We start from the raw sequence: 25,809 nt of genomic DNA, 5'->3' as shown, positions 1-25,809 counted from the left end.
TCCACATTCTGCGCCACGCCCCCGGCTGATCGGTCCGGTCACCGCCCAGACGGCGTGACTGCTGTGCTTTTCCGGAGTGCTGTCCGCTGCGTAGACAGCCAGAAACAACTCGTATACGCTTTTCGGTACGGGCAGGTGAAAAATACGGTTGCGCACAGTACAGCGCCGGCCCAGGGAGGAAAATATGTGTCAGGTATTTGCCGGACAGGATCCGGAAAGGTATGCGTCGACCACACGCAGATTGCGGCTGAACGGTCAGAGCACGAGCATCAGGCTTGAAAACGCGTTCTGGCAGGTCATTGATACCATTGCAGAAAACGAGGGCACGACGGCACCCGCCTTTGTCTCGACCCTGCATGCCGAGGTCCTGGAGCTCCGTGGCGAGCCAGAGAACTTTACGTCGCTGCTGCGCTGCGCCTGCCTCAAGTTTATGGAACTGAACCCAGGCACCGAAGACGTGGCCATCGCCGCGGAATAGCCCGATCCGCTGACCGGATGCCCCCGGGACGGGTAGTACTCCCATACTACCCGGCCGACTTTGCCCGCGCTTACTCTGATTTGTGAACCGTCACAAAGGAGAGGCGCTTTGGCCAAAAATATCCATTCAATGATCCGGGTGCTGGATGAAGCGCGCTCGGTCGCGTTCTACGACAAAGCCTTTGACCTGAAAGTCGCCGACCGCCTGGATTTTACCGACTTCACTCTGGTGTATCTCAGCAATGCCGAGAGTGGTTTCGAGCTGGAACTGACAATCAACAAAGACCGGACAGAGCCCTATGACATGGGCGATGGCTACGGGCATCTCGCAGTGTCAGTTGCAGACCTGGAGGCAGAACACGCCCGGTTTGAGGCCGAAGGGCTGGCGCCACGCAGACTCGTGACATTCGCGCCTGACGGCAAGCTCGTCGGGCGCTTTTTCTTTGTAACCGATCCGGACGGTTACGAGATCGAAGTGCTTGAACGCAGCGGGCGCTTCACGTGATTTTTCGAGGGAGGACTTAACATGACAATCCAAGACAGCCCGAAAGGGCTTACCCGGCGCCAGCTGTTGTCGCGTGCGACTGCAGCCGGGGCGTCATTCGTAGTCGGAGCAGGCTTTATCGCCGCACCCAATGCGTCCTGGGCGGCCACGGCGGACCATCTGCGGCCCGAAACCTTTGCCACACTGGTCCAGATGGCCCGCGATATCTATCCCCACGACAAGGTAGGTGACGAATTCTATGTGATTGCCGTCAAGGGCTATGACACTGCCGAGGCCGCGGAGAACGTCGAGGTGGGCATTGCCGGTCTGGATGCCGCAGCGCGCGGCAAAGGACATGCAAGCTATCTGGGCATGGGCTGGGAACGCGACCGTGTCGATCTGTTGCGTGCGATGGAGGACAGCGCGTTCTTTCAGCAGGTGCGCGGCGGCCTGGTCACAGGTCTCTACAATCAGAAAGCTGTCTGGCCGATCTTTGGCTACGAGGGCTCCTCATTTGAATTCGGCGGTTACATCGACCGCGGTTTCAACGACATCAACTGGCTTTAAGGGGAGACTGGCACCATGACGGCACCATTTGATCTCACAGACGACAGCGTCGTTGTTATCATAGGCACGGGCGCAGGCGGCGGCGTGCTGGCAAACGAACTGGCTCAGAAAGGCGTCAGCGTCGTCGCGCTGGAGGCCGGCGGTCGGCACCTGCCGGAGGATTTCATCAATGATGAATGGGACAGCTTCGGCCAGCTGGCCTGGCTCGACCCACGCACCACCTCGGGAGACTGGCGCGTAGCCAAAGACTTTTCCGGCCTGCCCGCCTGGATCGTAAAATCCGTGGGCGGCACGACCCAGCACTGGGCAGGCGCCAGCCTGCGGTTCCAGGAGCATGAGTGGAAAGCGGCAACCACCTACGGCAATGTCCAGGGCGCGTCCCTGCTCGACTGGCCGATTGACGCCGCCGAAATGGACCCCTGGTACACAAAGGCCGAAGACAAACTGGGCGTCACCCGCACCGGCGACCGCCCTGGGCTGCCGGGCAACAACAATTACCTGGTGTTCGAAAAGGGCGCAAAGGCGCTTGGCTATGAGCAGGTCCATACCGGTCGCATGGCGATCAACTCTGATGAGAACCGCGACCGGCAGATGTGCCAGCAGACGGGCTTTTGTTTTCAGGGGTGTAAATGGGGCGCGAAATGGTCGGCCGGATACGTTGATATCCCGCAGGGCGAGGCGACCGGCATTCTCGAGGTCCGTCCACAGTCGCATGTCGCGCGGATCCTGCACAACGACGCAGGCAAGGTCACAGGTGTCGAATACTATGACGCAGAGGGCACTCTGCAGATGCAGAAGGCCCGTGTGGTCTGTGTTGCCGGCAATTCGTTTGAGAGCCCGCGCCTGCTGCTGAACTCGGCCTCGTCAATGTTCCCGGACGGCCTTGCGAACAGCTCCGGCCAGGTGGGTCGCAATTATATGCGGCACATGACCGGGTCGGTCTATGCGACCTTTGACCAGCCGGTGAAGATGTGGCGCGGCACGACCATGGCCGGCATCATCCAGGACGAATCCCGACACGACCCGAGCCGGGGTTTCGTAGGTGGTTACGAGCTGGAAACGCTCGCGCTCGGCCTGCCGTTTATGGCGGCCTTCCTCGACCCCGGGGCATGGGGGCGTGAGTTTACCTCGGCGCTCGACAGCTATGAGAACATGGCCGGCATGTGGATCGTGGGCGAGGACATGCCGCAGGAAACCAACCGCGTCACGCTGAACACAGGTGTTACGGATCAGTACGGTCTGCCGGTGGCGAATGTGCACTTTGACGATCACCCCAATGATATCGCGATGCGCAACCACGCCTATCAGCAGGGGGTCGCCGTCTACGAAGCGGTGGGGGCCACACGGACGTTCCCGACGCCTCCCTACCCGTCCACGCACAACCTCGGCACCAACCGGATGTCCGAAAACCCGCGTGACGGTGTTGTGAACAGGTGGGGACAGACCCACGACATCGCGAACCTCTTTATTTCGGACGGCTCGCAGTTCACAACCGGGGCTGCGGAAAACCCCACACTGACGATCGTTGCCCTGGCGATCCGCCAGGCCGACCATCTGGCGGGTGAGTTGTCCAGAGGCAATCTCTGAGCATGAACCTGTGTGCCCCGGCCCGCCCGGGGCACAGCCCACGCCCTGCAGGGCATTGACGTTTTCCTGACATTCTGAAACTCCGGACCCTGTAATTTCCAGGACGTTTCCCACATGGACAATCTGCGCGGTGCCGCTCTGATGGTGCTGGCCATGGCCTGTTTCGCGGTCGAGGACATGCTCATCAAGTTTCTGGCGGCAGGCATGCCGGTGGGTCAGATCATCGGTATGCTCGGGCTTGGCAGCGCGCTGCTGCTGGGGGTCGTCCTGCGTATCCGGGGCGAGGCCCTCTTTGACCGGGCGATGCTGACCCCTGCAATTGCCATCCGCGCTGTGGGCGAACTGATCGGCACGCTGGGCTTTGTCACCGCTATTGCGCTGACCCCCCTGTCGTCCGCGTCCGCGATCCTGCAGGCCACACCGCTCGTTGTGACCCTCGGTGCCGCGCTCTTTCTGGGCGAAGCCGTCGGCTGGCGCCGGTGGTCGGCGATCCTGGTTGGTTTTATCGGCGTGCTGATGATCATCCGTCCCGGAATGGAAGGTTTCAGCTGGCTTTCCCTCTTTGCCCTGCAGGGCGTCTTCGGGCTGGCAATCCGTGATCTCGCCACGCGCCGGGTGCCACCCCATACATCCACCCTGCAGCTGAGTTTTCTGGGCTTTCTTGTTCTGATCCCCGCCGCTGTGATCATGCTGATGATCCCGGGATCCCCGGTCACCGCCCCGACGGCCATCGCCTGGGTCTGGCTGATCTGCGCACTGCTGATCGGCATCGTCGCCTACTACACCATTGTTTCGGCCATGCGCATCGGCGACGTCAGTTTTGTCACGCCTTTCCGGTATTCGCGCATCATCTTCGCGCTGGCGATCGGCGTGGGTGTTTTTGGTGAAGAGCCCGATACCATGACACTCGCCGGGGCCACCGTTATTGTTGCGTCGGGCCTCTATACCCTGTGGCGGGAAAGAAATGTTCGCGCTAACAGCGCCTGACCCTTTCCATCACAGCCGCATCCCGGTATCACCCGGCCAACAGATACGCACAGGAGCCTGACATGAGCACGATCATTGACATCCATGCCCGCGAAATCCTCGACAGCAGGGGCAACCCCACGGTCGAGGTGGACGTGATCCTTGAAGATGGGACGATGGGACGCGCTGCTGTGCCATCCGGGGCATCCACCGGTGCATATGAAGCGGTTGAAAAGCGCGATGGCGACAAATCACGCTATATGGGCAAAGGTGTGCTTGAGGCCTGTGCTGCCGTGAACGGCGAGATTGCAGAAGCGTTGGTGGGTATTGATGCGACCGAACAGGTCGACATCGACACCACCATGATCGAGCTTGACGGTACAGACAACAAAGGCCGGCTGGGTGCCAACGCAATCCTTGGTGTGTCCATGGCCGCTGCCAAAGCCGCTGCGGATTTTTGCACGCAGCCGCTCTACCGTTACGTGGGCGGTACATCAGCACGGGTTCTGCCGGTGCCGATGATGAACATCATCAACGGTGGCGAGCACGCAGACAACCCGATCGACATCCAGGAATTCATGATCATGCCGGTGGCTGCGGAGAACATCCGCGAAGCAGTTCGCATGGGTTCCGAGGTTTTTCATACGCTGAAAAAAGAGCTGTCCGCGGCGGGTCTGTCTACCGGCATCGGTGACGAGGGCGGCTTTGCACCCAATATCAGCTCCACGCGGGACGCGCTTGATTTCATTCTGAAATCTATCGAGAAAGCCGGATATAAACCGGGTGACGACATCTACCTCGCAATGGATTGTGCCGCCACCGAATATTACAAAGACGGCAGATATGAGCTGGCCGGAGAAGGCAAATCGCTCTCCTCCGCCGAAAACGTCGATTACCTGACAGCGCTGGTAAACGACTATCCGATTATTTCCATCGAAGACGGCATGTCCGAAGACGACTGGGATGGCTGGAAGGCACTCACGGACGCTCTGGGCGACCGGGTTCAGCTGGTGGGCGACGATCTCTTTGTGACAAATCCCGCCCGCCTCGCGATGGGCATCGAACGCGGCTCGGCCAACTCGATGCTGGTCAAGGTCAACCAGATCGGCAGCCTGACCGAGACGCTCAAAGCGGTGGATATGGCGCACCGCGCGGGCTTTACCAACGTGATGTCCCACCGCTCCGGCGAGACCGAGGACGCCACAATCGCAGACCTCGCCGTGGCGACAAACTGCGGCCAGATCAAGACCGGCTCGCTGGCACGTTCCGACCGGCTGGCCAAATACAACCAGCTGATCCGCATCGAAGAAGCCCTGGGCGAGACCGCAGAATACGCGGGTCGTTCGATCCTCCGCTGATGTCAGAAGTCATCGTCAGGCAGGCGGAAACGCCTGCCGATCTCGACGCGGTCCGGGACCTGTGCTGGGAATACCGGGATTATCTGCTGAACTACAGCGACGAAGTGCGCGCGGCGGTTGCCGTGACCTACGGCGAACAGGCCTATGCGGCTCTGATGGACCAGCTGGCCGCAAAACACGCGCGGCCGAAGGGCATTATTCTGATCGCCGAAAAAGACGGCGAGGCAGTGGGGTGCGGCATGTACCACCCCCTGAATGATGAAGACGCGGAAATCAAACGCGTTTTCATGCGAAAAACAGCGCGGGGGACCGGTGCAGGGCAGAAGATCTCGCAGTGCCTTGTCGATCAGGCCCGCTCGGACGGGTATCGCCGGATACTGCTGGATACATCACGACAGTTTGTGCACGCGCAACGCCTCTATGAAAAACTCGGGTTTGTGTCGCGTGGGCCGTATTCAGAGCTGCCTCCCGAATATGTAAAACTGCTGGCTTTCTACGAGCTTATTATCTGAACCGCTGCGGCCGGTATGGGGCCAGCAGGGCCGCATCACCATTGCCGAGCGGTCGGTCCATCACTTCTGCGGCCGCCAGCTCACCCACCAGGGGCGCCAGCGTTGCGCCCGAGTGCATTGTCGTCACATAAAGACCTTCGGGTCCGCAGCGGCCAATCACCGGCAGCCCGTCTTCAGGCACCGGACGCCAGGCCAGAGTGACATCCTGCCAGTCCACCTTTTGCCCGATCAGTGCGCCTACCCGGTTTGCTGCTCTCTGGGCAAGATCAGACGGCAGTTCTCTGACATCTGTACTGTTGTCGCCCTGATGGGATGCGGCGGTTGGTGCCAGCAGGCGCCCGTCCGGTTGCTGACGCAGTTCCTGACCGGGGCTGACCAGAATGTGGCTCAGCAAGGGTGGCTGGGGTGTGGTGCGCATGATCAGGCCGGGTCGGTCCGGCATCTTCAGCGGCACATCCACGGACGCCAGCAGGCGGGGTGTTGCCGTACCGGTTGCCAGCACGACACGGTCGGCTTCAATTGTTCCGCCGGCCCATTCGACGCCCGTGATCCGTCCGTTTGTCTGCGCCAGCGCTGTAACTGGCACCCCGGCGATGATGCGCGCGCCCAGCGAGCATGCTGCATTCAGTGCATCCTGCGTCAGTACAGCCAGATCAACGGCGCCCTCGTCCGCGAACAACAGCGCGCGCTCCGGCGGCCGGACGGATGGTTCGAACGCAGCAAAGGCGCGGGCATCCAGTTCACGGACAGCATATCCAAGCGCTCTCAGTGCGTCGCGCTGTGCGTCAAAGGCCTCGCCCTGCTCTTCCCAGCACAGACACCCCTGCCACTGCACTGCGCGGCTGCCCAGCGCTTCTGCAAGCCGATGATGCGCCCCGATTGACGCCGCACGCAGCCGGAAATGGTCCTCGTCTGAATAAAAACTGGCGTTGATCCAGCCAAAAGAAGCACCGGACGCACCGCCCGCCGGCTGACCCGCCTCAATGATAGTGACGGCAACACCAGCAGCCGCCAGATTCCATGCAGTGACGGCGCCCAGAATGCCCGCACCCACGACGATCACTTTCATTTGCCGTTCCTCTCGACCTGCACCGACAGAAGAGTACAGTGCTGTTATGACAGCACAAGAGATCATCGCACGTCTGGGTCTGGAACCGCATCCCGAAGGCGGGCATTACCGCCAGACCTGGGTTGCGGAAAATGCCGGACGCCCGACAGGCACCTGCATTTTCTTTCTGCTGGCCGCAGGTGAAACCAGCCACTGGCACCGGGTCGACGCGACGGAAATCTGGCTCTGGCACGCAGGCGCACCTCTGGTGCTGTCGATGAGTGACACTGATGCGGGGCCAGCGACGGATCACATGCTCGGGCCGGACCTGACCACCTCCCTGCCCCAGATTATCGTGCCGGAGAACCACTGGCAGGCCGCGCGCACGACCGGAGACTATACACTCGTCAGCTGCACCGTCTCACCCGGCTTTCAGTTCGATGGGTTCACACTGGCCGATCCCGGTTTTGACCTTCCCCGCAGCTGAAATCAGTCTGCCGGCACTGCCGTATCCGGGGTGCTGAGAATGCCACCACTTACAGCAGCGCGCACGCCGGTTGTACCAGGACAGGAGGTCGGCAGGCCGCGCGCGACCCGCACGGCGAGATAGGCAAAGGCCTGCGCTTCGAGCATATCGCCATCAAGGCCCACCTCTTCGACCGGGATTACCGGACAATCCAGCGACACCGACAGCATCTCCATCAGCACCGGGTTGTGCCGCCCGCCGCCGGTGACCAGAACCCGTTCGGGTGGTGTGGGACAATGCATGACACCCTGGGCCACGCCAGCCGCACACATTGCCGTCAGCGTCGCGGCAGCATCCGCATCGTCCAGTTCGTTGACCAGAGCCACCATTTCCGCAAAATCATTCCTGTCCAGCGACTTGGGTGGTATCCGAGCGAAATATTTTTCGGCCAGGAAAAGCTCAAGCGCGCCCTGTTCGACCGTGCCCTGCCGCGCGATCCTGCCATCTTTGTCAAATGGAACTCCCCTGCGCGCGCGCAGCAGATCATTCAGCGGCGCATTGGCGGGCCCGGTGTCAAAGGCGAGCAACCCGCCATCGGTCTCGGGATGCGGAGCCGCCGGATCGACATACGTCAGATTACCAACACCGCCAAGGTTCAGAAAGGCCAGTGGAGCCTCTGCGCCGATGTAACGGGCGCAGGCAAAGTGGAAGAACGGTGCCAGCGGTGCCCCCTCGCCGCCCAGTTCGACATCTGCCGTCCTGAAATCCCAGACAACAGGGCGCCTGAGCGCCGCAGCCAGCCAGGCGCCATCACCAACCTGCAGGGTTCCCTGTGCACGCGGTGCATGTGCCAGGGTCTGACCGTGAAATCCGACCAGATCGACGTCTCCGAAACCACCCAGCAACTCCCGGTGGGCTTCTTCAACGACGCGCTTTGCAGCGGCGACGGCCGGACCGTTCCACTGACCAAGAGCGGCTGCGAGAATTTCCTGTTCTGTCGGGGAATAAGCGCGGTAGCCGGTTTCGCCGAAAGCATCGATCCTGTGCCCGTCGGTACGCAGCACAGCCGCATCAACACCGTCCAGAGAGGTGCCGCTCATAGCACCCAGTGCCGTGACGATTCCGGTTTTGGGGATGGCCCTGCTCAAAGCCTTTTCCTTTGTCTTTGCACCGCATATAGAGTGATCGTATTCACCGTGAAAGAGCAAGTACCATGACCTGGCACCCCAAATCGGATTTCGTCGCTGTAATGATCGAGCGCGGCTTTCTAGCCGATTGCACCGATTATCAGGGGCTGGACGAAGCGCTGCTGTCCGGGGTGAAGCCTGCCTATATCGGCTTTGATGCCACGGCAAAATCGCTGCACGTCGGCTCTCTCATCCAGATCATGATGCTGCGCTGGTTCCAGAAAACCGGTCATAAGCCGATCACGCTCATGGGGGGTGGTACCACCAAGGTGGGTGATCCGTCGTTCCGCGCGGACGAGCGCCCGCTGCTGAGCCCCGCAGACATCGACACCAACATCGCCGGGATTAAAAAGGTGTTTTCTGCCTACCTCCACTATGGCGACAGCGACACCGGCGCGATGATGATCAACAATGCCGAATGGCTGGATGATCTGAACTATCTCGATTTTCTGCGCGACATCGGGCGGCATTTTTCGATCAACCGTATGCTGTCATTTGAAAGCGTCAAATCGCGTCTTGATCGCGAACAATCCCTGTCGTTTCTCGAATTCAACTACATGATTCTGCAGGCCTATGACTTTATGGAACTGCACCGCCGCTATGGCTGCGTGCTGCAGATGGGCGGGTCGGACCAGTGGGGCAATATCGTCAACGGCATCGACCTCACGCGGCGCGTTGTCGACGGCGAGGTCTATGGCCTGACCTCGCCGCTGCTCACCACCTCGGATGGTAAGAAGATGGGCAAATCCCTGGCCGGTGCGATCTGGCTGAATGGCGATATGCTGAGCCCCTATGAGTTCTGGCAGTTCTGGCGGAATACAAACGATGCCGATGTCGGGCGTTTCCTCAGGCTGTACTCGGAGCTGCCGGTAGATGAATGTGATCGTCTGGGCGCTCTGGAAGGCTCTGAGGTCAATGAGGCCAAGATCAGGCTGGCCAATGAGGTCACAACGCTGTTGCATGGTGCCGAGGCTGCCGCAGCGGCAGAGGCAACGGCGCGGGAGGTTTTTGAAAAAGGCGGTGTGGGCGATGATCTGCCGCGTCTGACAATCGCGGCCGACGAGCTGTTCCTGGTACCGGCACCAGGCCAGCCAGAGGGTTCAGAGCCGACGGAAATTCCGGTTGCCGGTCTGCTTGTAAAGGCGGGCCTGTGTAAGTCAGGCAAAGAGGCAAAGCGCCTGATCGCGGAAAGTGGCGCGCGTGTCGACGACGAGCTTGTGACACCGGACAGCCCCCTGCTGAGCCTGCGCCGGCTGCGCGCGAAGCCGGTGAAACTCAGCGCCGGCAAAAAACGCCACGCGCTCGTACAGCTGGGCTAGAACCAGAGCCAGTCGACCACCGACAGGATGGCAAACACAGGAACTGACAGAGCGGCCGCCACAAGAAAGGCGGCCGTTTTTGTCACGCGGGTCGATGGTGCGGAAACGCCCAGTACAGTCTCGCTGTTTTTCATGCCGTCATTAACCACGTTTTAGGTTTCCACTGCGTTAATCAGTGCATGTTTGACGCAGCCCCGGATACCCCGCCAACCGCTCTCCAGCAAAGTGCTGAATTTGCCGGTGCGCTGGAACTGCTCGGGCAGATGCCCCGGCGCCTGCCGGATGGCACGCTGGCACTGCAGCGGCGCTGGAAAGGTCTGCCGGTGACGCTCCTGTCCCGGGCGCAGGTACACAACCCTTCCGCGCTGTGGCGGCATCTGGCCGGCAGCCGCACGCGTGGGCCGGTCATCATTTCGCCTGATCACCCGGTTGATCTGGTTCCGGAGGGTGCCCTGCCACTGGTCAGCCCTGCGACCATTGCCCGACTTGATCTGAGCGGAACAGAAGAGACGCTTGCCTCAGGGCTGCATCAGAAGTGGCGCAACAGGCTGAAACACGCGCAAGGCCAAAACCTCCGCGTCACCCGTCAGAACATGCCGGACGATCCCGGCCACTGGCTGTTGCGTGCGGACAGCGCGCAACAGCGCAGACGCGGCTATCGCAACTGGCCGACCGCAATGACAATTGCCTGGCTGCGGGCCAACGCCGGCAAGGCAAAGCTGTTCACTGCGCTGGACGGCAAAGAAACCGTTGCCGGGCTGCTGATCCTGCGTCACGGCAACGCAGGCACATATCACATCGGCCATACGACCGCGCGCGGGCGCAGGTGTTCGGCGCATACTCTGCTGCTCTGGTCGGCTCTGACGTGGCTGCAGCGCAAAAGTGCGGACACAGTCGACCTTGGCATCATCAGCACAGAGGACGCTCCCGGGCTGGCGCGTTTCAAACTCGGGACCGGCGCGGGGGTCCATCGCCTTGGCGGCACCTGGGTCTGGTGGCCCCCGGTTACACCTGTGTTCAGGGGTATCGCACGTCTGGATAATCGTCTGATGCAGGGTCTCTGGACAGACCGCTGACCCCGTGCTTTCTGGTGCGCGTGAACAGGGAGGGGCAGCAGATCATGGAACTGGCAGATACAGCGGCAATCATCACTGGCGGAGCCTCTGGCCTGGGCGAAGCAACGGCGCGTGGTTTTGCAGCCCGCGGTGCAAAGATCACGGTTCTTGACCGGGATCGGATACGCGGAGAGACAACGGCGCGCGAGATCGGCGGCCATTTTGTGGAAACGGATGTGACCGACGAAGCCTCGGTGGCCGCTGCGATTGCCGAAGCCCTCGACAGAATGGGCAGCATCAATGCTGCAATAAACTGTGCAGGCATTGCCGATGCCGCAAAAACAATCGGGCGTGACGGACCGCACCCGCTTGACCTTTTCCAGCGCACCGTCGACATCAACCTTGTAGGCACCTTTAATGTGGCCCGGCTGGCGGCGGATGCGATGCAGCACAACGCTCCCGCTCAGGATGGTGCGCGTGGGGTTATCATCAACACAGCCTCAATCGCGGCTTTTGACGGGCAGAAAGGTCAGACGGCATATGCCGCATCCAAGGGTGGTGTTGTCGGGCTGTGCCTGCCGATGGCACGCGATCTCGCCCGCTCCGGCATTCGTGTCATGACGATTGCGCCAGGTATCTTTATGACGCCAATGCTTGCGGGACTGGGCCAGGATGTGCAGGACCAGCTTGCCGCAGATGTACCCTGCCCGCCCCGTCTTGGTGATCCGTCGGAATACGCGGCACTTGCCGCATTCATCATCAACGCCGGGTACCTCAACGGCGAGGTGATCCGCATCGACGGCGCGCTGAGGATGCGCTGAGCCGCGGCGCAGGTCGGCGCGTTTCTGCCGCCGCCAGGCGTACCTGCGCCCGTCCCGGTGGGGATTCCTGCTCATTCTTGTGTCATCGGCCCCGATGCAAATTCCATCTCCGGTAGTGAATCAGGCATGTCGTCTGATCACCAGAACACCTGAAATTCCGGAGTATGCCCATGACGCACAGATCCCCAGTAAACCTGTTCAGATACACAGCCGCCGCAGTGCTTCTCTGTGCAGCGCCCGTACCGGCCGCGGTGCTGCAGCTCGATATTGTAACGGTCGGTATCTGCGATTCCGGCCCTGCGGGTTGCTTCGAGCCGGATATCGACCAGAGCTATATGAACCGGATCTTTGATCAGGCGGATATCTCGCTGAACTTCCTGCCATCGCCTGATCCGGTCACGCTGGATCTGGCCTCGTTAAGCAACAGCGCGGGACGGGCGAGCCCGTTCAGTCTGCTGACCGACTTTGCGAACACCGCAGCACCCGACACGCCCCCAGGTGTGGCAGTTCTGGGATTCGGCCCCCGGCTGACCGGCAACACCGTGGGTGCTGCGTTTTTTGATGCACCGTCTTTTCCCTTTGGGATTGTCAGTGCCGATGGCACCTCCCGGCCGCTTCAGAGCGTCGTTGCTGCGCATGAGCTGGGTCATATCCTTGGAGCGGATCACACCGACGACGGGATGGGCGCGCTTATGGATCCTGTGATCAACGTCTCACTGCTGGATGACCCGGGGTTCCTGCCTTTCATTCCTGCCGGCGTGGCCGGGTCGCTGCGTTCAAGCAGCCTGCTTCAGGAACTCAACGGTGAGGATCCGGGCGACGGACCGGGTGATGTTCCGGGCGACACGCCGGAAATTCTGCCCCCCAGCGTCGCCGCGGTACCCCTTCCGCCTGCATTTGCGGGCTTTCTGATGGCTCTGAGCGCGTTTGCCTTCCCCGCGTTGCGCCGTCGTCGCCGCGCCGTCTGAAACCGGTTGACCCGATGCGTCCGTATCGGGTCAGCTGCCCTCAGCCGAAGCTTTCTCTTCCAGGGTCAGCCATTCTTCCTCGGCAGCCGCGAGTTTCTCCTGGCGTTCGACCAGCGCATCGGTCGCTTTCTGAAATTTGACGGGACTGGACGTATAGAGATCAGGATCTTCGAGCAGACCGCCAAGTTTTCCGATCTCGGCTTCGAGTCTCTCGATCTCGGCAGGCAGCGCTTCAAGCCGGTGTTTTTCCGTAAAACTCAGCCCCTTTTGCTTTGACTGTTTTGTCTCTCCGGGCGGGTTACCGGTTTTTTTCGCTCTCGCCGGCTGCTCTGCCTGCGAGGGTGCATCACGGGGCGCGCGCTGGCTGATATAGTCACTCCAGCCGCCTGCATATACCGTTGCCCGGCCGTCGCCTTCCATCGCGATCGTCGTGGCCGCGACGCGGTCGAGAAAATCCCGGTCGTGGCTGACCAGCAGCACCGTTCCGTCATAGGTGCCGAGAAGCTCCTGCAGCAGATCAAGCGTTTCCACATCCAGATCATTGGTCGGCTCATCGAGCACCAGAAGGTTGCTTGGCCGGGCCATCAGTTTTGCCAGCAACAGGCGCGCTTTTTCACCACCTGACAGCGCACGCACCGGCGCACGCGCCTGCGCCTCGTCAAATAGAAATTCCTTGAGATACCCCACAACATGCTTGGGTGTGCCGCGCACCATGACCTGATCGGCCTTGCCCGAGACACGCATTTCGGGATCACCGGTCAGGCTGTCCCAGAGGCTCATATCGCCATCAAGCTGCGCCCGCGCCTGATCAAACAGCGCGAGCTCCAGATTGGTACCCAGCCTGACAGTTCCGGTATCCGGTGTTTCGCGACCAATGAGCATGTTCAGGAGAGTGGTTTTGCCAACACCGTTGGGGCCCACAAAGGCTATTCGGTCACCGCGCTGCACTGTCAGCGAAAACGGCCGCAGGATCGTCCGGTCACCGAACGACTTTGAAATACCTTCTGCCTCGATTACCTTACGGCCCGATTTGGGTCCGGCATCGAGGGCCATTGCCGCTGTGCCCTGTCGCGTGATCTGCGCCGCACGGACTGCCCGCAGGTCCTGCAGAGCACGTACCCGGCCCATATTGCGCTTGCGGCGCGCAGAGATACCTTCGACTGCCCAGCGGGCCTCGGCCCTGATCTTGCGGTTGAGTTTATGCCGCTGCGTATCTTCTTCTTCCCAGATTGTGTCGCGCCAGGCTTCAAAGTCCGCAAATCCTTTTTCCTGACGGCGCACATCACCCCGGTCGATCCACAGCGTGGCGCGGGTCAGGGCGCGCAGAAACGCACGGTCATGGCTGATGATGACATAACCCTGACGGGACTGCCTGAGCTCGTTCTCCAGCCAGGCGATAGCCTCGATATCGAGGTGGTTTGTCGGCTCATCAAGCAGCATCAGATCCGGCGCACCGGCCATCAGACGGGCCAGAGCCGCACGGCGGCGCTCTCCACCGCTGGCGGTTGCGACCGGACGGGCGGGATCAAATTTCAGCCCCTCGCCCGCGCGTTCAATCCGATACATCTCGGACGGCTCCAGCCCCTGGGCTGCGAAATCTCCCAGCGTGGTAAAGCCGGACAGATCCGGGTCCTGTTCCATGTATCCCACGGACACGCCCGGGCCTGCCACAACCTCGCCGCTGTCAGGTTCCACAAGGCCGGCCATCACCTTCATCAGAGTGGATTTGCCCGACCCGTTGCGCCCGACAAGGGCCACACGATCACCGGGCTGAGCCACCAGGCTCAGGTCGTCGAAAACCGGATCACCGCCAAAAGTCAGCGATACGCCGTTCAGTTGTAAAAGCGGTACACGTGCCATAGTGGCGGGCTACGCGCCCGCGCCGCCGGGGTCAATGCATCCCGGACGGCAGACTGGCGAAAAGCGGCTTTGCGGTTCAGACAAGGGCGCGCAGCAGCCTTTTGCGCGTCGCGGGTATGGCGCTTATTTCGATGCCGGTAAAGACGTGCAGTGTATTCATCTGCCGGTCGATGACGGCGTGATCACTGACCCACCCGCCCATCATCAGATAGCTTCTCAGCAGCGGCGGCATCGAGCGCAGGGCCTTCACCGGGTCGGGTGTACGGCGCAGGCGCGCGGCATACCGGAAAACCTCCGGTGCTCTGATCCGCGGCAACCAGCGCCGCGGTGCCAGATACCGCGCGCGCAGCATCGCAAAGGTATCGAGGTAGGCATCCGGTTCCGTACCCTGAAAGGACGAACAGCCAAAAAGCAGCCGCGCGTCACGATCATCGACATGTTGCGTAATGACTGACCAGGCCAGGCGCAGGATGTCCGGGTCGCTGCAGCCGGGCGCCACGCAGAACCGCCCGACCTCTACCATGAGACCCTCAAAGTCCTTAAAGGCTTCCAGACCATAGAACCGCGCGGAATAACTCTGTTCAATGTCAGCCGCTGTGAAATCCCGCATGCGGAAACAGCACACCAGTGCTCCGCTGCGGCTGTCTTCGATCAGAATATGCGCAGCATCCGCATCCCAGGCGTCCCCGGTGTGTTCCCCGGCATGCCCGAAGGAAGACGCGCGCAGCCTGAGTGCGGCAGCAACCTCTTCCGCGCTGCGGGCGCGACGCGCCGTAAACACAGGGCTATGCGCATTTCCCATCGCCGTCTCCTGTCGTGTGATCCTGCCGGCGGCATATCTGTCGCGCATGACGCGGCGGTGACAGGATCAGCCGCCCAGACCAGACGGTGCAAAGCTTCCGATGTTGCCAAAGAGCTGCTGCAGGAAGCTGCGGCTGCCGACAGTTGTATCTGTCACGCGTCTGGCAAGCGGAACGACCTGGCCGTCCTCAAGGCCAAAGCGTTCGACATTTGCGACGATACCGTTCGAATCAAAACTGATGGCCAGCACTTCGCGATCTACCACCTGAGGTTCAAGAAATGCGGTTTTGCGGATTCTGCTGCGTACGAAATACATCGCATTGTCACTGATCACGGACGAGGACGCTGCAGAACCCAGCGTTTCCTCAACGCTTGAGCGTGTGTCAACGCCAACGGCGATCTGATCAAGGTCTTCCTGCGTCGGCACATACCCGTGATTACTGTAAAGCGACGAACAGGCACCGACCACACAACAAACGGCGATAACCCCCGCTAGTCTGAGTGCGCGCGCGGCACATCTTTTCGACTCAGACCCTGTCAGCATGCAATTGTACCCTCTTGCCCTTGGGCGGTATGACTTTTATCCCGCTTATACCAAGCAGACGCCCCGGTTCAAGAAACGAAAGCAACACATAATGAAGCAGACCACAACGTCTCCGACGGCACTGCGCGTGGCCGACCTTGCCCAGAACCATCCCACACCCTTTGCCTTTCGCCCTGAAACCGAAGAGCTGAAGGCAATTGCCGCGCAGCTTGACCTGCTGGGGTTGCGCAAATTGTCCTTTCAGGGGGAAATCACCGCCACCGGTGCCGCCGACTGGCAACTGCAGGCGCGCCTTGGCGCGACGGTCGTTCAGCCCTGCGGCGTGACACTGGCCCCGGTGACGACGCGGATAGATGCCGACGTCACGCGGCTTTTTCTGAGCAACTTCTCTGATCCGGACGAACCGGAGGCTGAAATGCCGGCGGATGATACCTCTGAACAACTCGGGACGCATATCGACCCTCGGGCCATCATGCTGGAGGCGCTTGCCCTCGAACTGCCGCTGTATCCGCGCGCGCCTGACGCAGGGACAGGTGACCTTTTATATGCCGGACCAGGCGTGGAACCGATGCGGGATGAAGATGCGCGCCCCTTCGCTGGGCTGGCAGACCTGCGGGACCAGCTGGCACGGGATACGTCTTCCGATGATACTGATGACCGGTAAAGCACCCACCGCGATCGTCGGGGAAAACCGGCCGGAAACCCTCAGAATATCCTGAAAACCTGCTTGCAGAGCTTTTGAATCCGGGTATTTTGCGCGCCTCTGCGAATTAGGGTTGGACTTCCTTTCAGACAGGCCCTAAACGCACGTCACACCCGATGTGGGACAGATTCCGAAAACAGGCCGTCTGGCTGCCTTCTGAGCGCCCGGCCCCGAACGACAAAAGGACAAGCCAATGGCTGTTCAACAGAACAAAGTTTCCAAATCGCGCCGCAACAATCGTCGTGCGCACGATTCTCTGGTTGCTGCAAACCCGAACGAATGCACCAACTGTGGCGAGCTGAAACGTCCCCACCATGTCTGTGCTTCCTGTGGCCACTATGACGACAAAGAAGTCGTGGCACTGACAGAAGAGATTGATCTGGACGACGACGCGGCCTAAACCTGTCCCTTAAAGAATAAGGGCAGCAGGTTTGGAGGCGGTCGCTCTATGACGGCACAGACCGATCAGGCAGAGACAAAGACCGGGCGGATCGTCATTTCCGTTGATGCGATGGGCGGAGACGCCGGGCCCGCTGCTGTTGTGGCGGGCTGTGATGTGTCTGCCCGCAAGAACCCTGACATCAGTTTCATACTCCACGGACCCGAAGACGAGCTGCGGGCACTGGTTGCAAGACGCCGTGTTCTGGACGGACGCTGCGAGATCCGTCATGCGACGGGCATCGTCACCATGGACGACAAACCCAGCCATATCGTGCGCAACGGCGGCGAAACCTCTATGTGGTCCGCTATCGAGGCTGTGCGCGAAGGCAGGGCCTCGGTCACAGTATCCTGTGGCAACACCGGCGCACTCATGGCGCTCTCGACGATCCGGCTGCGCAGGCTGCCCGGTGTCAAGCGCCCGGCTATCGCGGTGCTCTATCCCTCTTCGAACCCGCAGGGTTTTAACGTATTGCTCGATGTAGGCGCAGATGTGCGTGCCGACGCGGATGATCTGCTGCGCTATGCGCTGATGGGCATGTCCTACGCGCGCAACGGTCTGGATCTGCCCCGCCCCAGGGTCGGCCTGCTGAACGTCGGCACCGAGGAACACAAAGGGCGGCCTGAGCTGAAAGAAGCCTATGAGCTGATTCGGGGTCAGTGCGATACCGCAGGTTTTGAATTCACCGGCTTTGTTGAGGGCGGCGATATTTCGGGCGACATCTGTGACGTCATTGTCACTGATGGCTTCACCGGCAACGTCGCGATCAAGACCGGAGAAGGTACTGCAAGCCTCGTCGGCAACCGTCTGCGGGAGGCCTTTCACTACTCACCTCTGTCCAGGCTTGCCTCTCTGCTGGCCTATACCTCGCTGGGACGCCTTCGCAAAAAGATTGACCCGCGCCGGGTAAACGGCGGTGTTTTTCTTGGCCTGAACGGCACCGTGGTGAAATCGCATGGCGCTGCTGACGCAACAGGTGTATCAGCGGCGATCAAGCTTGCCGCTCAACTGGCCCATATTCAGTTCACGGACAAACTGGCGGCGCGGGTTGCGGCCCTGCCGGCAGAGGAGAACACATAACATGACGATCCGCGCTGTAGTTGCCGGTGTAGGCCATTACCTGCCAGAACGGGTAGTGCCGAACACGGCCTTCGAGAAGACGCTGGATACGACCGACGAGTGGATCCGCGCAAGGTCAGGCATTGAACGCCGCCATTTCGCTGCCGAAGGCCAGACGACATCCGACATGGCCGCCCGCGCGGCCGAAGCTGCAATCGCGGACGCGGGCCTGACGGCCGACGATGTGGACGCCATTGTGGTTGCGACGTCCACGGCCGATCTGACTTTCCCGTCCGCGGCGACCATGGTGCAGGCCCAGCTGGGCATGACCGGCGGATTTGCATTCGATGTCCAGGCTGTCTGCGCGGGCTTTGTCTATGCGCTGAGCAATGCAAACGCGCTGATCCTCTCCGGCCAGGCGCGCCGCGTTCTGGTCATCGGCGCGGAAACATTCAGCCGCATTATGGACTGGACCGATCGCTCGACCTGTGTGCTGTTCGGCGATGGCGCAGGCGCGCTGCTGCTTGAGGCGCAGGACGGTGCCGGCACGCCCGATGATCGCGGCATTCTGTCGACGGATCTGAATTCGGACGGTCGTCACAAGGATCTGCTTTATGTGGACGGTGGCGTATCGACCGGTACAACCGGGCACCTGCGCATGCAGGGCAATCAGGTTTTCCGCCACGCCGTCGAGAAGCTTGCAGCGACCGCCAACACAGCCATGGAACGTGCCGGCGTGACAGCTCAGCAGGTCGACTGGATCGTGCCCCACCAGGCGAATATCCGCATCATTCAGGGCACAGCGAAAAAGCTGGGTCTGCCAATGGAAAATGTCGTTGTTACGGTGCAGGACCATGGCAATACATCGGCTGCATCGATTCCCCTGGCCCTGTCCGTGGGCCGCGACCGGGGCCAGATCAAACCCGGCGACCTGATCGTAACCGAGGCGATCGGCGGTGGTCTTGCGTGGGGCGCCGTGGTTCTTCGCTGGTAATCATGTATTTTCCGCTTATCCCCGGCCACGCAAGCCGTTGATATTGACTCGGAAATTGCGCCTCCCCTATGGTGACTGAAAATTCAGGGGGACACCATGGCCGAAAAGACTTTGACACGTATGGATCTGAGTGAGGCCGTTTTCCGGGAAGTCGGCCTGTCCAGAAACGAAAGCGCACAGCTTGTTGAATCCGTGCTCGAGCATCTGTCAGACGCGCTCGTGCGCGGCGAACAGGTCAAAATCTCTTCATTTGGCACATTTTCGGTACGGGACAAATCCGCCCGTGTTGGCCGCAACCCCAAGACCGGCGAAGAGGTTCCGATCAACCCCCGCCGTGTTCTCACCTTCCGCCCTTCGCACCTGATGAAGGATCGCGTGGCGAACGGGAACAAGTCCTGAGCTGATGTCAAAATCACCTGATGCTTTCCGCACGATCTCAGAGGTCGCAGACTGGCTGGGCGTGCAGGCGCATGTCCTGCGTTTCTGGGAGAGCAAGTTCAGCCAGGTAAAGCCCGTCAAACGGGCCGGCGGCCGGCGGTATTATCGCCCGAATGACATGTTACTGCTGGGTGGGCTGAAAAAGCTGCTGCACGAAGACGGCCTGACCATCAAAGGCGCTCAGAAAATGCTGCGCGAAAACAGCGTGGCACATGTCGCCGCGATGTCTCAGCCGCTGGACGACCTTACAGCCGCCGTTATCGATGATCGCATCGAGGAGGCGGCGGCAGATACGCCTGACCCCGCGGCGGCAATGCCAGATGATATCGTCACGCAGGCAAAGGCTGCTAAGCCTGCAGAGGGAACGTCTGATCCTGCTCCTGCAGAGACGGTCAGTGAGACAGAAGAGCCGGAAACAGCGGAACCTGTCGACACAACCGATGTGACGGAAGTCACCGACCACGCGTCTGAAACACCGGAACCTGCAGGGCTGGAACAGGCTGACGACAGTGAGGACGCCGCACCACCTGTCGCAGCCGAGCCGGTTTCAGACAGTGAAACGGCACCCGATGCCTCGGACGTTCCGGTCGTCGACGACGCTGTGGAGACAACGTCGGATGTCGATACAGAAACCGAAGTTCTGATGGATGCCGATGACCCCGGTGCTGCAGGTATGTCTGCAGAAGAAATTGAAGCGCCGGAAGACGACCCGCCTCATGACGATCCGGAGGAGGTGAGCGGAGACCTTCCGGGTTTCCTGCGACACCCGCTGTCACATACAACCCAAGAAACAACAGCCGAAGACGCGCCACGGGAAATGTCTGCGGCGGCGCCACCAACGATCTCTGATGAGCCACCACAGGATAATGTTCTGGAACACGTTCCGGACACAGAACCCGAAGTCGCCGAAGTGGACTCCGCACCGGAACCAACGGCGTCCGACACCTCACCGGACGACGTACCCGCACCTGCCCCGGCCCCACGCAAAGTGGACATCCCCGCGCCGCCTGCTGAAAGCACAATGACGGTCGAGCCCTCCGCGCTGACAGCCCTGTCGCGGGTTCGCAGGCTGACACCGGATCAGGCCGATGCAATCCGGCCTCTTGTGGCGCGACTGGCACAGCTGCGGGCGGATATGTCCGGGCCGCACAAAGACTCCGGCAAAGACTGAGGCAATGGCAATTCGCTCTTGTCACGGCCCTCAGATCGGGTATGAAGCGGCACATGTCGGGCTATGGCGCAGCCTGGTAGCGCGTCCGTCTGGGGGACGGAAGGTCGCAGGTTCGAGTCCTGCTAGCCCGACCATCAACCGACATGTACAAAGAGCCCGCGCCCTTGCAGCGCGGGCCTTTGCACTTTCAGGAGCCAGTTCATGAGCGGCGTTCTTCCCAGTCAGCAGATCGCACAGATGATCGCTTCAAATCAGATCGCAGGCACGCGCAGCGTATCCACAGCGCAGATCCAGCCAGCGAGCCTCGATCTGCGTCTCGGGCGCACAGCCTGGCGGGTACGGGCCTCTTTTCTGGCCGGTTCGGGGGCACGTGTTTCAGACCGGCTGCGTGAATTTGAAATGCACCGCGTTGACCTCACCGATGGTGCTGTTCTGGAAAAGGGCTGCGTCTATGTCGTGCCCCTGATGGAGTCGCTCGCGCTGCCAGACAATGTCCAGGCGGTCGCCAATGCCAAAAGCTCCACCGGACGCCTTGATCTGCTGACCCGCACGATCACAGATGGCGGCACCGAGTTCGACCGTATCGCGCCGGGCTATCACGGCCCGCTTTACGCCGAGATCTGCCCGCGGTCTTTCTCGGTCCTCGTCCGGCCTGGCATGCGTCTGAACCAGATCCGTTTTCGCGACACGCAGGCGGTGCTGGGTGACGACAGCCTGCGCGCTCTGCACGCACAGACACCGCTGGTCGATGGCGAAGCTGTCATTGACGACGGGCTTGGCTTTTCCGTGGACCTGCGCCTGCCCGATACAACGCTTGTGGGTTACCACGCCAAGCCGCATACGGGCGTGATCGATCTGGACAATATCAATCACTACACCGCATCCGAATACTGGGAAGAAGTGCACAGCGACAACGGCAAGATCATTCTTGACCCCGGTGCCTTCTACATCCTTGTCAGCCGCGAGGCGGTGACCATTCCACCGGATTATGCCGCGGAAATGGCACCCTTCCTGGCCATGGTCGGCGAATTCCGGGTGCATTATGCCGGATTTTTTGATCCCGGGTTCGGGTATGCCGAAGCGGGCGGTGCAGGTTCGCGCGGGGTGCTTGAGGTGCGCTGCCATGAGGCCCCTTTCGTGCTGGAGCACGGACAGGTTGTCGGGCGGCTGATTTACGAGAAAATGGCCGCTCAGCCCGAACAGCTTTACGGCGCAGATCTGGCATCAAACTATCAGGGCCAGGGCCTGAAACTTTCCAAGCACTTCAAAACCCCGGGCTAGCACATCACAGGCGCCCGATACGCCGGGCCACTTTCAGTGACCGCTGGGCCTGGTGGATCTGAACCGGCGCGGCCTGATCACCTGAAATACCTTTCAGACCAGCGCGCATGCCACGGTTTACCAACCGTCGCAGCACCAGTCGCATGACCATCTGAAAAATTCTGTCCATCGGGCTTCTCCCATCTTACTGCTCCCGGAGCAGCCTGCCCGGGAAATAGGGCCAATTTGAGGAAACACCTGTCAGTCCTCGAAAAGCTCGCTCTGGCCTTCGGTGCTCTCTTCCTCATCGTCTTCCGCGTCGCCCGCAATCGGCAGGCTGCCCGGCGGTGGCCTGTTTTCGAGCAGACCGGCTGCCCGCAGTTCCTTGAGACCTGGCAGATCACGGGCATTTTCGAGCCCGAAGTGATCAAGGAACCCTTCAGTCACCACAAAGGTTACAGGCCGCCCGGGGGTCATCTTGCGGCGTCCGAACCGGATCCATTCCATCTCCAGCAACTGATCCACCGTGCCCCGACTGACGGATACACCACGGATTTCTTCGATCTCGGCCCGGGTAACCGGCTGATGATAGGCAATAATCGCCAGTGTTTCGATGGCCGCACGCGACAGCTTGCGGGTCTCAACGGTTTCGCGTTGCATCAGAAACCCGAGGTCAGGCGCGGTGCGCATCGCCCAGGCATCGCCGATCCTGCAGACGTTGACACCCCGGCCTTCATAGCGTTTGCGCAGATAGACGATTGCTTCTGCCGGGTCTGACCCATGGGGCATCCGTGCTGAAAGCTCCCGCAAGGACACAGGCTCTGCCGACGCAAACAGGATCGCTTCGACCATGCGCTCCTGCTCCGCCATTGGCGGTGCCTCAAACAGGCTCTGTTCTTCTTCGGTTTCCGGGGCGTCTTCTGTCACGCAGGTCTGTCCTTTTTGCGCAGCTGGATCGGCGCGAATGTCTCTGACTGGCGTATCTCCAGATGGCCCTCTTTGACAAGCTCCAGCGACGCCGCAAAAGTGGCAGCCGTGGCCGAACGGCGGCGCAAGGGGTCCATTTCCCAGCCTTCGGGCAGATAGCTCACAATATCTGTCCAGTCACCGGCAAAGCCGATCAGGCCACGCATGCGGTCCAGCGCCTGCTCCATGGTGAAAACCGCATCCCGGTCCATGACAAAGGGCCGGAATTCATCCCGTGTGCGGATGCGCGCATATCCCTGCATCAGATCCAGCAGGTTCGCCGTATACCGGATCCTGCGCGTGCGGGTGACTTCCTGGGTCTGCCCCCGGGCGAAAAAGTCGCGCCCTAGGCGATCGCGCCCCATCAGACGTGCAGCGGCGTCGCGCATAGCCTGCAGCCGTTCCAGCTGGAAGGCCAGATGAGCTGCCAGCTCTTCCCCCGAGGGGCCCTCCTCCGTCGGATCAGGTGGCAATAAAAGGCGTGATTTCAGAAAAGCGAGCCAGGCCGCCATCACCAGATAATCCGCGGCCAGTTCCAGACGCAGCGCCTTGGCGCGTTCCACAAAGGCCAGATATTGCCGGGCCAGGGCCAGCACGGAGATTTTGCGCAGGTCCACTTTCTGGGTGCGGCTCAGCGTCAGCAACAGATCCAGAGGGCCTTCAAACCCGTCGACGTCGACGATCAGCGCCTCGGCTGCCAGCCGGTCCGCGACGGAGGTTCTGTCCTCTTCGAAAGTGTCCTCTGACATGGACTGGCCCGACCTTCACGCCCTGTTCAACAGCGTCCCAAGCTGGGCGTGAAGGGCGGGAATGTCAATATCATCAGGTGTCCTGCGCGCGGCCAGTGCACGCTCTGCGCGCGCCTGGGCGGCAGGGGTCATGCGGCCCGATGCATCGGCCACTTCACGACGCGCTTCCAGCGGTGCGTTACAGTGCAGAATAACGTCGCATCCTGCATCCAGCGCCCGGCGCGCGAGATCGCTGAGCTGCCCCCGCAGCGCCTTCATCCCCAGGTCATCCGTCATGATCAGATTGTCGAAACCGATTTCCTCACGGATCAGTTTCATCACGACCGGCGACAGAGTGGCCGGGCGATCATCAATTTCCGAATAGACCAGATGCGCGGTCATGCCCATCGGCAGATCATTCAGCGCATGGAAAGGCGCGAAATCCACCGCGCTCAGGTCCTGCGGACTGGCCGGGACATGTGGCAGATCGAAATGACTGTCCATCGTTGAACGGCCATGCCCCGGAATGTGTTTCAGCACCGGCAGAACACCACCTGCCAGCAGCCCGTCTGCCGCCGCGCGGCCAAGACCGGCAACGGTTTCAGGGTCAGTCCCGTAGCACCGGTTGTAAAGAAACGGATGGGTTTGCGGCCCGGCGACATCCACCATGGGGGCGCAGTTGCTGTCGATACCCAGCGCGTAAAGCTCTGCAGCAATCAGCCGGTATCGCAGATACATCGCCTCGCCCGCGTCCGGCCCCGCCGCTGCGACAAAGTCCAGCGGTGGCATCCACTCTGTCCAGACCGGGCTGCGCAGGCGTTGCACCCGCCCGCCTTCCTGATCGATTGTGATCGGCGCGTTGCGCCCCACACAGTCGCGCATTTCCGCGCAGAGTGCGCGAACCTGGTCAGGGTTGTCGATATTGCGCGCGAAAAGTATAAATCCAAACGGGTCAGCGTCGCGGAAAAACGTCTTTTCCTCAGGGCTCAGGCGCAACCCGTCTGCATCGAGAATTGTCGCGCCAAAGCCGGACACCAGGCGCCTACCGGCTCGCAACAGGGATACAATCGACCCCTTCAGCCTTGAACGCAGCGCAGAACCGGCGCGAGTCGCTCAGATCCAGAAAACCCATAACGCGAAGCCGGTAGAACGTCCGACCACCGGACTGCGCCTTTTCGATCACCCGTGATTTGCCGTTCATGAAATCGCCGAACCGGCCTGCCAGTCTGTCCCATTCGCTGCGCGCAACCTTTGGACTTTCAAATGCGCCCAGCTGTGCAAGACGTGTGCCTGCCGGAATGCGGGACGGATCAATCTCTGCCGTCTCAGGCGCCGGTGTAAACGCGGCCGTCTGCACACGCGCCGGACGCAGCACAGGCCGCGCAGATACACGCAGACCGGTCTGCGACACGACCGCGGGCTCCGGTGCCGGCAGTGCTTCGGCAGCGGCCTGCAGAACGGCGTCCCGCGGAACGGATGCCGCTGCAGCTGTTCCGGTCTCCATCGGCTCCGTATCCGCTGTCAGTTCCTCAACGAGTTCGTTGATCGCCGCAGCCTGATCAATGCTTGCCACCGGACCGGGCGCAACGCCCTCAAAAGCGTCCTGCGCGGGGCTGAGACGCACCGGCAGCTCGACAGGTGCCGCCGCCTGAATGACCGGCTGGTCTTCGTCGCTGAGCGCGGCACCGCGCGGCGCAAGCACAACCTGATCCACCGGTCCTGCCGCAATACCTTCTGCAGCGATGGCGTTCACCGCAAGGCCCTGGTGGCGGGCCAGTTGTCCTCCGGGATTTTCCGGCCTGACGCGCATGTCGCCCTCGGCGGCCCTGACGACCGGAATACCGCTCACGTCGCGCACCATCAGCTTGTAGCCCCAGACGCCGATACCGGCAATCAGGGCCAGCGATACCGCCGCCCCGGCCAGATTCGTCATGAAAGTCAGGGAATTAGCTGCCTCGGGCTCCTGCGCCCGGGTTTCCGGTGCACGACCATAGCCGCCCATACCATGGGAGAATTCTATATCCGCCATCA

General features: G+C 61.1%; 30 protein-coding genes and 1 tRNA gene. 20 read left to right on the top strand and 11 right to left on the bottom strand.

From position 1 onward, the window contains the following. Window positions 1–184 precede the first annotated feature (184 nt). From Q0792_RS00545 to Q0792_RS00515, 7 genes are all read left to right on the top strand, one after another. Window positions 185–478 carry a ribbon-helix-helix domain-containing protein gene (locus Q0792_RS00545; RefSeq protein WP_298835594.1) on the top strand — a complete coding sequence of 98 codons (294 nt, stop codon included), beginning with the start codon at window positions 185–187 and terminating at the stop codon, window positions 476–478. A 108-nt stretch (window positions 479–586) separates the two neighbouring features. Next, entirely contained in the window at window positions 587–982 is a 396-nt protein-coding gene (locus Q0792_RS00540; protein WP_298835592.1) for a VOC family protein, read from the top strand. A 21-nt stretch (window positions 983–1,003) separates the two neighbouring features. Then, entirely contained in the window at window positions 1,004–1,528 is a 525-nt protein-coding gene (locus Q0792_RS00535) for a twin-arginine translocation signal domain-containing protein (protein ID WP_298835590.1), read from the top strand. A gap of 15 nt (window positions 1,529–1,543) precedes the next feature. Beyond that, entirely contained in the window at window positions 1,544–3,115 is a 1,572-nt protein-coding gene (locus tag Q0792_RS00530; RefSeq protein ID WP_298835588.1) for a GMC family oxidoreductase, read from the top strand. Window positions 3,116–3,229: 114 nt separating this feature from the next. Further along, window positions 3,230–4,102, top strand: a complete 873-nt coding sequence (locus tag Q0792_RS00525) for a DMT family transporter (protein ID WP_298835586.1) — start codon at window positions 3,230–3,232, stop codon at window positions 4,100–4,102. A gap of 62 nt (window positions 4,103–4,164) precedes the next feature. After that, the gene (eno, locus tag Q0792_RS00520; RefSeq protein WP_298835584.1) at window positions 4,165–5,439 is read left to right on the top strand and encodes a phosphopyruvate hydratase; all 1,275 of its coding nucleotides are present in this window, start codon (window positions 4,165–4,167) and stop codon (window positions 5,437–5,439) included. After that, window positions 5,439–5,951, top strand: a complete 513-nt coding sequence (locus Q0792_RS00515; protein ID WP_298835582.1) for a GNAT family N-acetyltransferase — start codon at window positions 5,439–5,441, stop codon at window positions 5,949–5,951. Before eno ends, Q0792_RS00515 begins: the two co-directional genes overlap by 1 nt. Here the strand turns inward: Q0792_RS00515 and Q0792_RS00510 are convergent. After that, the gene (locus tag Q0792_RS00510) at window positions 5,944–7,020 is read right to left on the bottom strand and encodes an FAD-binding oxidoreductase (protein WP_298835580.1); all 1,077 of its coding nucleotides are present in this window, start codon (window positions 7,018–7,020) and stop codon (window positions 5,944–5,946) included. The genes Q0792_RS00515 and Q0792_RS00510 overlap by 8 nt on opposite strands. Window positions 7,021–7,066: 46 nt before the next feature. Here Q0792_RS00510 and Q0792_RS00505 point away from each other — a divergent pair, with 46 nt between their 5' ends. Continuing rightward, window positions 7,067–7,486, top strand: coding sequence for a cupin domain-containing protein (locus Q0792_RS00505; RefSeq protein WP_298835578.1), 420 nt, complete (start codon window positions 7,067–7,069; stop codon window positions 7,484–7,486). Between the two features lie 2 nt (window positions 7,487–7,488). Here Q0792_RS00505 and Q0792_RS00500 read toward each other — a convergent pair whose 3' ends face one another. Further along, window positions 7,489–8,613, bottom strand: a complete 1,125-nt coding sequence (locus tag Q0792_RS00500) for an anhydro-N-acetylmuramic acid kinase (protein WP_298835576.1) — start codon at window positions 8,611–8,613, stop codon at window positions 7,489–7,491. Window positions 8,614–8,678: 65 nt separating this feature from the next. Here Q0792_RS00500 and tyrS point away from each other — a divergent pair, with 65 nt between their 5' ends. After that, window positions 8,679–9,971, top strand: coding sequence for a tyrosine--tRNA ligase (gene tyrS / locus Q0792_RS00495; protein ID WP_298835574.1), 1,293 nt, complete (start codon window positions 8,679–8,681; stop codon window positions 9,969–9,971). On the opposite strand, the gene Q0792_RS00490 is transcribed toward tyrS, so the two are convergent. After that, on the bottom strand, window positions 9,968–10,105 hold the full coding sequence (locus Q0792_RS00490; RefSeq protein ID WP_298835572.1) for a hypothetical protein: 138 nt from the start codon (window positions 10,103–10,105) through the stop codon (window positions 9,968–9,970). The two genes, tyrS and Q0792_RS00490, sit on opposite strands and share 4 nt — an antisense overlap. Before the next feature lie 45 nt (window positions 10,106–10,150). Between Q0792_RS00490 and Q0792_RS00485 the strand changes: the two genes are divergently transcribed. The 3 genes from Q0792_RS00485 to Q0792_RS00475 all read left to right on the top strand — a co-directional run bounded on the left by Q0792_RS00485 (window position 10,151) and on the right by Q0792_RS00475 (window position 12,815). After that, window positions 10,151–11,047, top strand: a complete 897-nt coding sequence (locus tag Q0792_RS00485; protein WP_298835570.1) for a GNAT family N-acetyltransferase — start codon at window positions 10,151–10,153, stop codon at window positions 11,045–11,047. Window positions 11,048–11,091: 44 nt separating this feature from the next. Continuing rightward, entirely contained in the window at window positions 11,092–11,847 is a 756-nt protein-coding gene (locus tag Q0792_RS00480; protein ID WP_298835568.1) for an SDR family NAD(P)-dependent oxidoreductase, read from the top strand. Between the two features lie 170 nt (window positions 11,848–12,017). Further along, window positions 12,018–12,815, top strand: a complete 798-nt coding sequence (locus tag Q0792_RS00475) for a hypothetical protein (protein ID WP_298835565.1) — start codon at window positions 12,018–12,020, stop codon at window positions 12,813–12,815. A gap of 30 nt (window positions 12,816–12,845) precedes the next feature. Here Q0792_RS00475 and Q0792_RS00470 read toward each other — a convergent pair whose 3' ends face one another. From Q0792_RS00470 to Q0792_RS00460, 3 genes are all read right to left on the bottom strand, one after another. Then, window positions 12,846–14,675: an ABC-F family ATP-binding cassette domain-containing protein gene (locus Q0792_RS00470; RefSeq protein WP_298835563.1), complete on the bottom strand. Its 1,830-nt coding sequence runs from the start codon at window positions 14,673–14,675 to the stop codon at window positions 12,846–12,848. A gap of 76 nt (window positions 14,676–14,751) precedes the next feature. Next, complete coding sequence (locus Q0792_RS00465) at window positions 14,752–15,477, bottom strand: GNAT family N-acetyltransferase (RefSeq protein WP_298835561.1); 726 nt, start codon at window positions 15,475–15,477, stop codon at window positions 14,752–14,754. 66 nt (window positions 15,478–15,543) lie between these two features. Continuing rightward, the gene (locus Q0792_RS00460; RefSeq protein WP_298835559.1) at window positions 15,544–16,020 is read right to left on the bottom strand and encodes an outer membrane protein assembly factor BamE; all 477 of its coding nucleotides are present in this window, start codon (window positions 16,018–16,020) and stop codon (window positions 15,544–15,546) included. 91 nt (window positions 16,021–16,111) lie between these two features. Here Q0792_RS00460 and Q0792_RS00455 point away from each other — a divergent pair, with 91 nt between their 5' ends. From Q0792_RS00455 to Q0792_RS00420, 8 genes are all read left to right on the top strand, one after another. Then, the gene (locus Q0792_RS00455) at window positions 16,112–16,684 is read left to right on the top strand and encodes a YceD family protein (RefSeq protein ID WP_298835557.1); all 573 of its coding nucleotides are present in this window, start codon (window positions 16,112–16,114) and stop codon (window positions 16,682–16,684) included. Window positions 16,685–16,916: 232 nt separating this feature from the next. Then, complete coding sequence (gene rpmF / locus Q0792_RS00450; RefSeq protein WP_298835555.1) at window positions 16,917–17,123, top strand: 50S ribosomal protein L32; 207 nt, start codon at window positions 16,917–16,919, stop codon at window positions 17,121–17,123. A gap of 48 nt (window positions 17,124–17,171) precedes the next feature. Then, window positions 17,172–18,242 (top strand): phosphate acyltransferase PlsX, encoded by a 1,071-nt coding sequence (plsX, locus tag Q0792_RS00445; RefSeq protein ID WP_298835553.1) that lies wholly within the window; start codon window positions 17,172–17,174, stop codon window positions 18,240–18,242. Between the two features lies 1 nt (window position 18,243). Further along, entirely contained in the window at window positions 18,244–19,215 is a 972-nt protein-coding gene (locus tag Q0792_RS00440; protein WP_298835551.1) for a beta-ketoacyl-ACP synthase III, read from the top strand. A gap of 96 nt (window positions 19,216–19,311) precedes the next feature. Beyond that, on the top strand, window positions 19,312–19,614 hold the full coding sequence (gene ihfA / locus Q0792_RS00435; protein WP_298835549.1) for an integration host factor subunit alpha: 303 nt from the start codon (window positions 19,312–19,314) through the stop codon (window positions 19,612–19,614). 4 nt (window positions 19,615–19,618) lie between these two features. After that, on the top strand, window positions 19,619–20,824 hold the full coding sequence (locus Q0792_RS00430; protein WP_298835547.1) for a MerR family transcriptional regulator: 1,206 nt from the start codon (window positions 19,619–19,621) through the stop codon (window positions 20,822–20,824). 57 nt (window positions 20,825–20,881) lie between these two features. Further along, a tRNA-Pro gene (locus tag Q0792_RS00425) sits at window positions 20,882–20,958 on the top strand. 67 nt (window positions 20,959–21,025) lie between these two features. Continuing rightward, complete coding sequence (locus Q0792_RS00420) at window positions 21,026–22,105, top strand: 2'-deoxycytidine 5'-triphosphate deaminase (protein ID WP_298835545.1); 1,080 nt, start codon at window positions 21,026–21,028, stop codon at window positions 22,103–22,105. A 4-nt stretch (window positions 22,106–22,109) separates the two neighbouring features. On the opposite strand, the gene Q0792_RS00415 is transcribed toward Q0792_RS00420, so the two are convergent. The 5 genes from Q0792_RS00415 to Q0792_RS00395 form a co-directional block, all read right to left on the bottom strand. After that, on the bottom strand, window positions 22,110–22,274 hold the full coding sequence (locus Q0792_RS00415) for a hypothetical protein (protein ID WP_298835543.1): 165 nt from the start codon (window positions 22,272–22,274) through the stop codon (window positions 22,110–22,112). Window positions 22,275–22,345: 71 nt separating this feature from the next. Continuing rightward, window positions 22,346–22,954, bottom strand: a complete 609-nt coding sequence (gene scpB, locus Q0792_RS00410) for an SMC-Scp complex subunit ScpB (protein WP_298838527.1) — start codon at window positions 22,952–22,954, stop codon at window positions 22,346–22,348. Between the two features lie 53 nt (window positions 22,955–23,007). Continuing rightward, entirely contained in the window at window positions 23,008–23,799 is a 792-nt protein-coding gene (locus Q0792_RS00405) for a ScpA family protein (RefSeq protein ID WP_298835541.1), read from the bottom strand. A 15-nt stretch (window positions 23,800–23,814) separates the two neighbouring features. Further along, window positions 23,815–24,813: a beta-N-acetylhexosaminidase gene (nagZ, locus tag Q0792_RS00400; protein ID WP_298835539.1), complete on the bottom strand. Its 999-nt coding sequence runs from the start codon at window positions 24,811–24,813 to the stop codon at window positions 23,815–23,817. 7 nt (window positions 24,814–24,820) lie between these two features. Further along, on the bottom strand, window positions 24,821–25,807 hold the full coding sequence (locus Q0792_RS00395) for an SPOR domain-containing protein (RefSeq protein WP_298835537.1): 987 nt from the start codon (window positions 25,805–25,807) through the stop codon (window positions 24,821–24,823). Window positions 25,808–25,809 lie beyond the last annotated feature (2 nt).

Source organism: uncultured Roseobacter sp. (genome assembly GCF_947495025.1).
Classification (GTDB): domain Bacteria; phylum Pseudomonadota; class Alphaproteobacteria; order Rhodobacterales; family Rhodobacteraceae; genus Roseobacter.
The sequence above is the reverse complement of the archived record's forward strand: the minus strand, read 5'-3'. Positions and strand labels throughout refer to the sequence as shown.

Coding starts and splice junctions, on each gene's coding strand:
- Q0792_RS00545 (WP_298835594.1), top strand. CDS start 185: ATGTGTCAGGTATTTGCCGGACAGGATCCGGAAAGGTATGCGTCGACC.
- Q0792_RS00535 (WP_298835590.1), top strand. CDS start 1,004: ATGACAATCCAAGACAGCCCGAAAGGGCTTACCCGGCGCCAGCTGTTG.
- Q0792_RS00530 (WP_298835588.1), top strand. CDS start 1,544: ATGACGGCACCATTTGATCTCACAGACGACAGCGTCGTTGTTATCATA.
- Q0792_RS00525 (WP_298835586.1), top strand. CDS start 3,230: ATGGACAATCTGCGCGGTGCCGCTCTGATGGTGCTGGCCATGGCCTGT.
- eno (WP_298835584.1), top strand. CDS start 4,165: ATGAGCACGATCATTGACATCCATGCCCGCGAAATCCTCGACAGCAGG.
- Q0792_RS00515 (WP_298835582.1), top strand. CDS start 5,439: ATGTCAGAAGTCATCGTCAGGCAGGCGGAAACGCCTGCCGATCTCGAC.
- Q0792_RS00510 (WP_298835580.1), bottom strand. CDS start 7,020: ATGAAAGTGATCGTCGTGGGTGCGGGCATTCTGGGCGCCGTCACTGCA.
- Q0792_RS00505 (WP_298835578.1), top strand. CDS start 7,067: ATGACAGCACAAGAGATCATCGCACGTCTGGGTCTGGAACCGCATCCC.
- tyrS (WP_298835574.1), top strand. CDS start 8,679: ATGACCTGGCACCCCAAATCGGATTTCGTCGCTGTAATGATCGAGCGC.
- Q0792_RS00490 (WP_298835572.1), bottom strand. CDS start 10,105: ATGAAAAACAGCGAGACTGTACTGGGCGTTTCCGCACCATCGACCCGC.
- Q0792_RS00485 (WP_298835570.1), top strand. CDS start 10,151: ATGTTTGACGCAGCCCCGGATACCCCGCCAACCGCTCTCCAGCAAAGT.
- Q0792_RS00480 (WP_298835568.1), top strand. CDS start 11,092: ATGGAACTGGCAGATACAGCGGCAATCATCACTGGCGGAGCCTCTGGC.
- Q0792_RS00475 (WP_298835565.1), top strand. CDS start 12,018: ATGACGCACAGATCCCCAGTAAACCTGTTCAGATACACAGCCGCCGCA.
- Q0792_RS00470 (WP_298835563.1), bottom strand. CDS start 14,675: ATGGCACGTGTACCGCTTTTACAACTGAACGGCGTATCGCTGACTTTT.
- Q0792_RS00465 (WP_298835561.1), bottom strand. CDS start 15,477: ATGGGAAATGCGCATAGCCCTGTGTTTACGGCGCGTCGCGCCCGCAGC.
- Q0792_RS00460 (WP_298835559.1), bottom strand. CDS start 16,020: ATGCTGACAGGGTCTGAGTCGAAAAGATGTGCCGCGCGCGCACTCAGA.
- Q0792_RS00455 (WP_298835557.1), top strand. CDS start 16,112: ATGAAGCAGACCACAACGTCTCCGACGGCACTGCGCGTGGCCGACCTT.
- rpmF (WP_298835555.1), top strand. CDS start 16,917: ATGGCTGTTCAACAGAACAAAGTTTCCAAATCGCGCCGCAACAATCGT.
- plsX (WP_298835553.1), top strand. CDS start 17,172: ATGACGGCACAGACCGATCAGGCAGAGACAAAGACCGGGCGGATCGTC.
- Q0792_RS00440 (WP_298835551.1), top strand. CDS start 18,244: ATGACGATCCGCGCTGTAGTTGCCGGTGTAGGCCATTACCTGCCAGAA.
- ihfA (WP_298835549.1), top strand. CDS start 19,312: ATGGCCGAAAAGACTTTGACACGTATGGATCTGAGTGAGGCCGTTTTC.
- Q0792_RS00430 (WP_298835547.1), top strand. CDS start 19,619: ATGTCAAAATCACCTGATGCTTTCCGCACGATCTCAGAGGTCGCAGAC.
- Q0792_RS00420 (WP_298835545.1), top strand. CDS start 21,026: ATGAGCGGCGTTCTTCCCAGTCAGCAGATCGCACAGATGATCGCTTCA.
- Q0792_RS00415 (WP_298835543.1), bottom strand. CDS start 22,274: ATGGACAGAATTTTTCAGATGGTCATGCGACTGGTGCTGCGACGGTTG.
- scpB (WP_298838527.1), bottom strand. CDS start 22,954: ATGGCGGAGCAGGAGCGCATGGTCGAAGCGATCCTGTTTGCGTCGGCA.
- Q0792_RS00405 (WP_298835541.1), bottom strand. CDS start 23,799: ATGTCAGAGGACACTTTCGAAGAGGACAGAACCTCCGTCGCGGACCGG.
- Q0792_RS00395 (WP_298835537.1), bottom strand. CDS start 25,807: ATGGCGGATATAGAATTCTCCCATGGTATGGGCGGCTATGGTCGTGCA.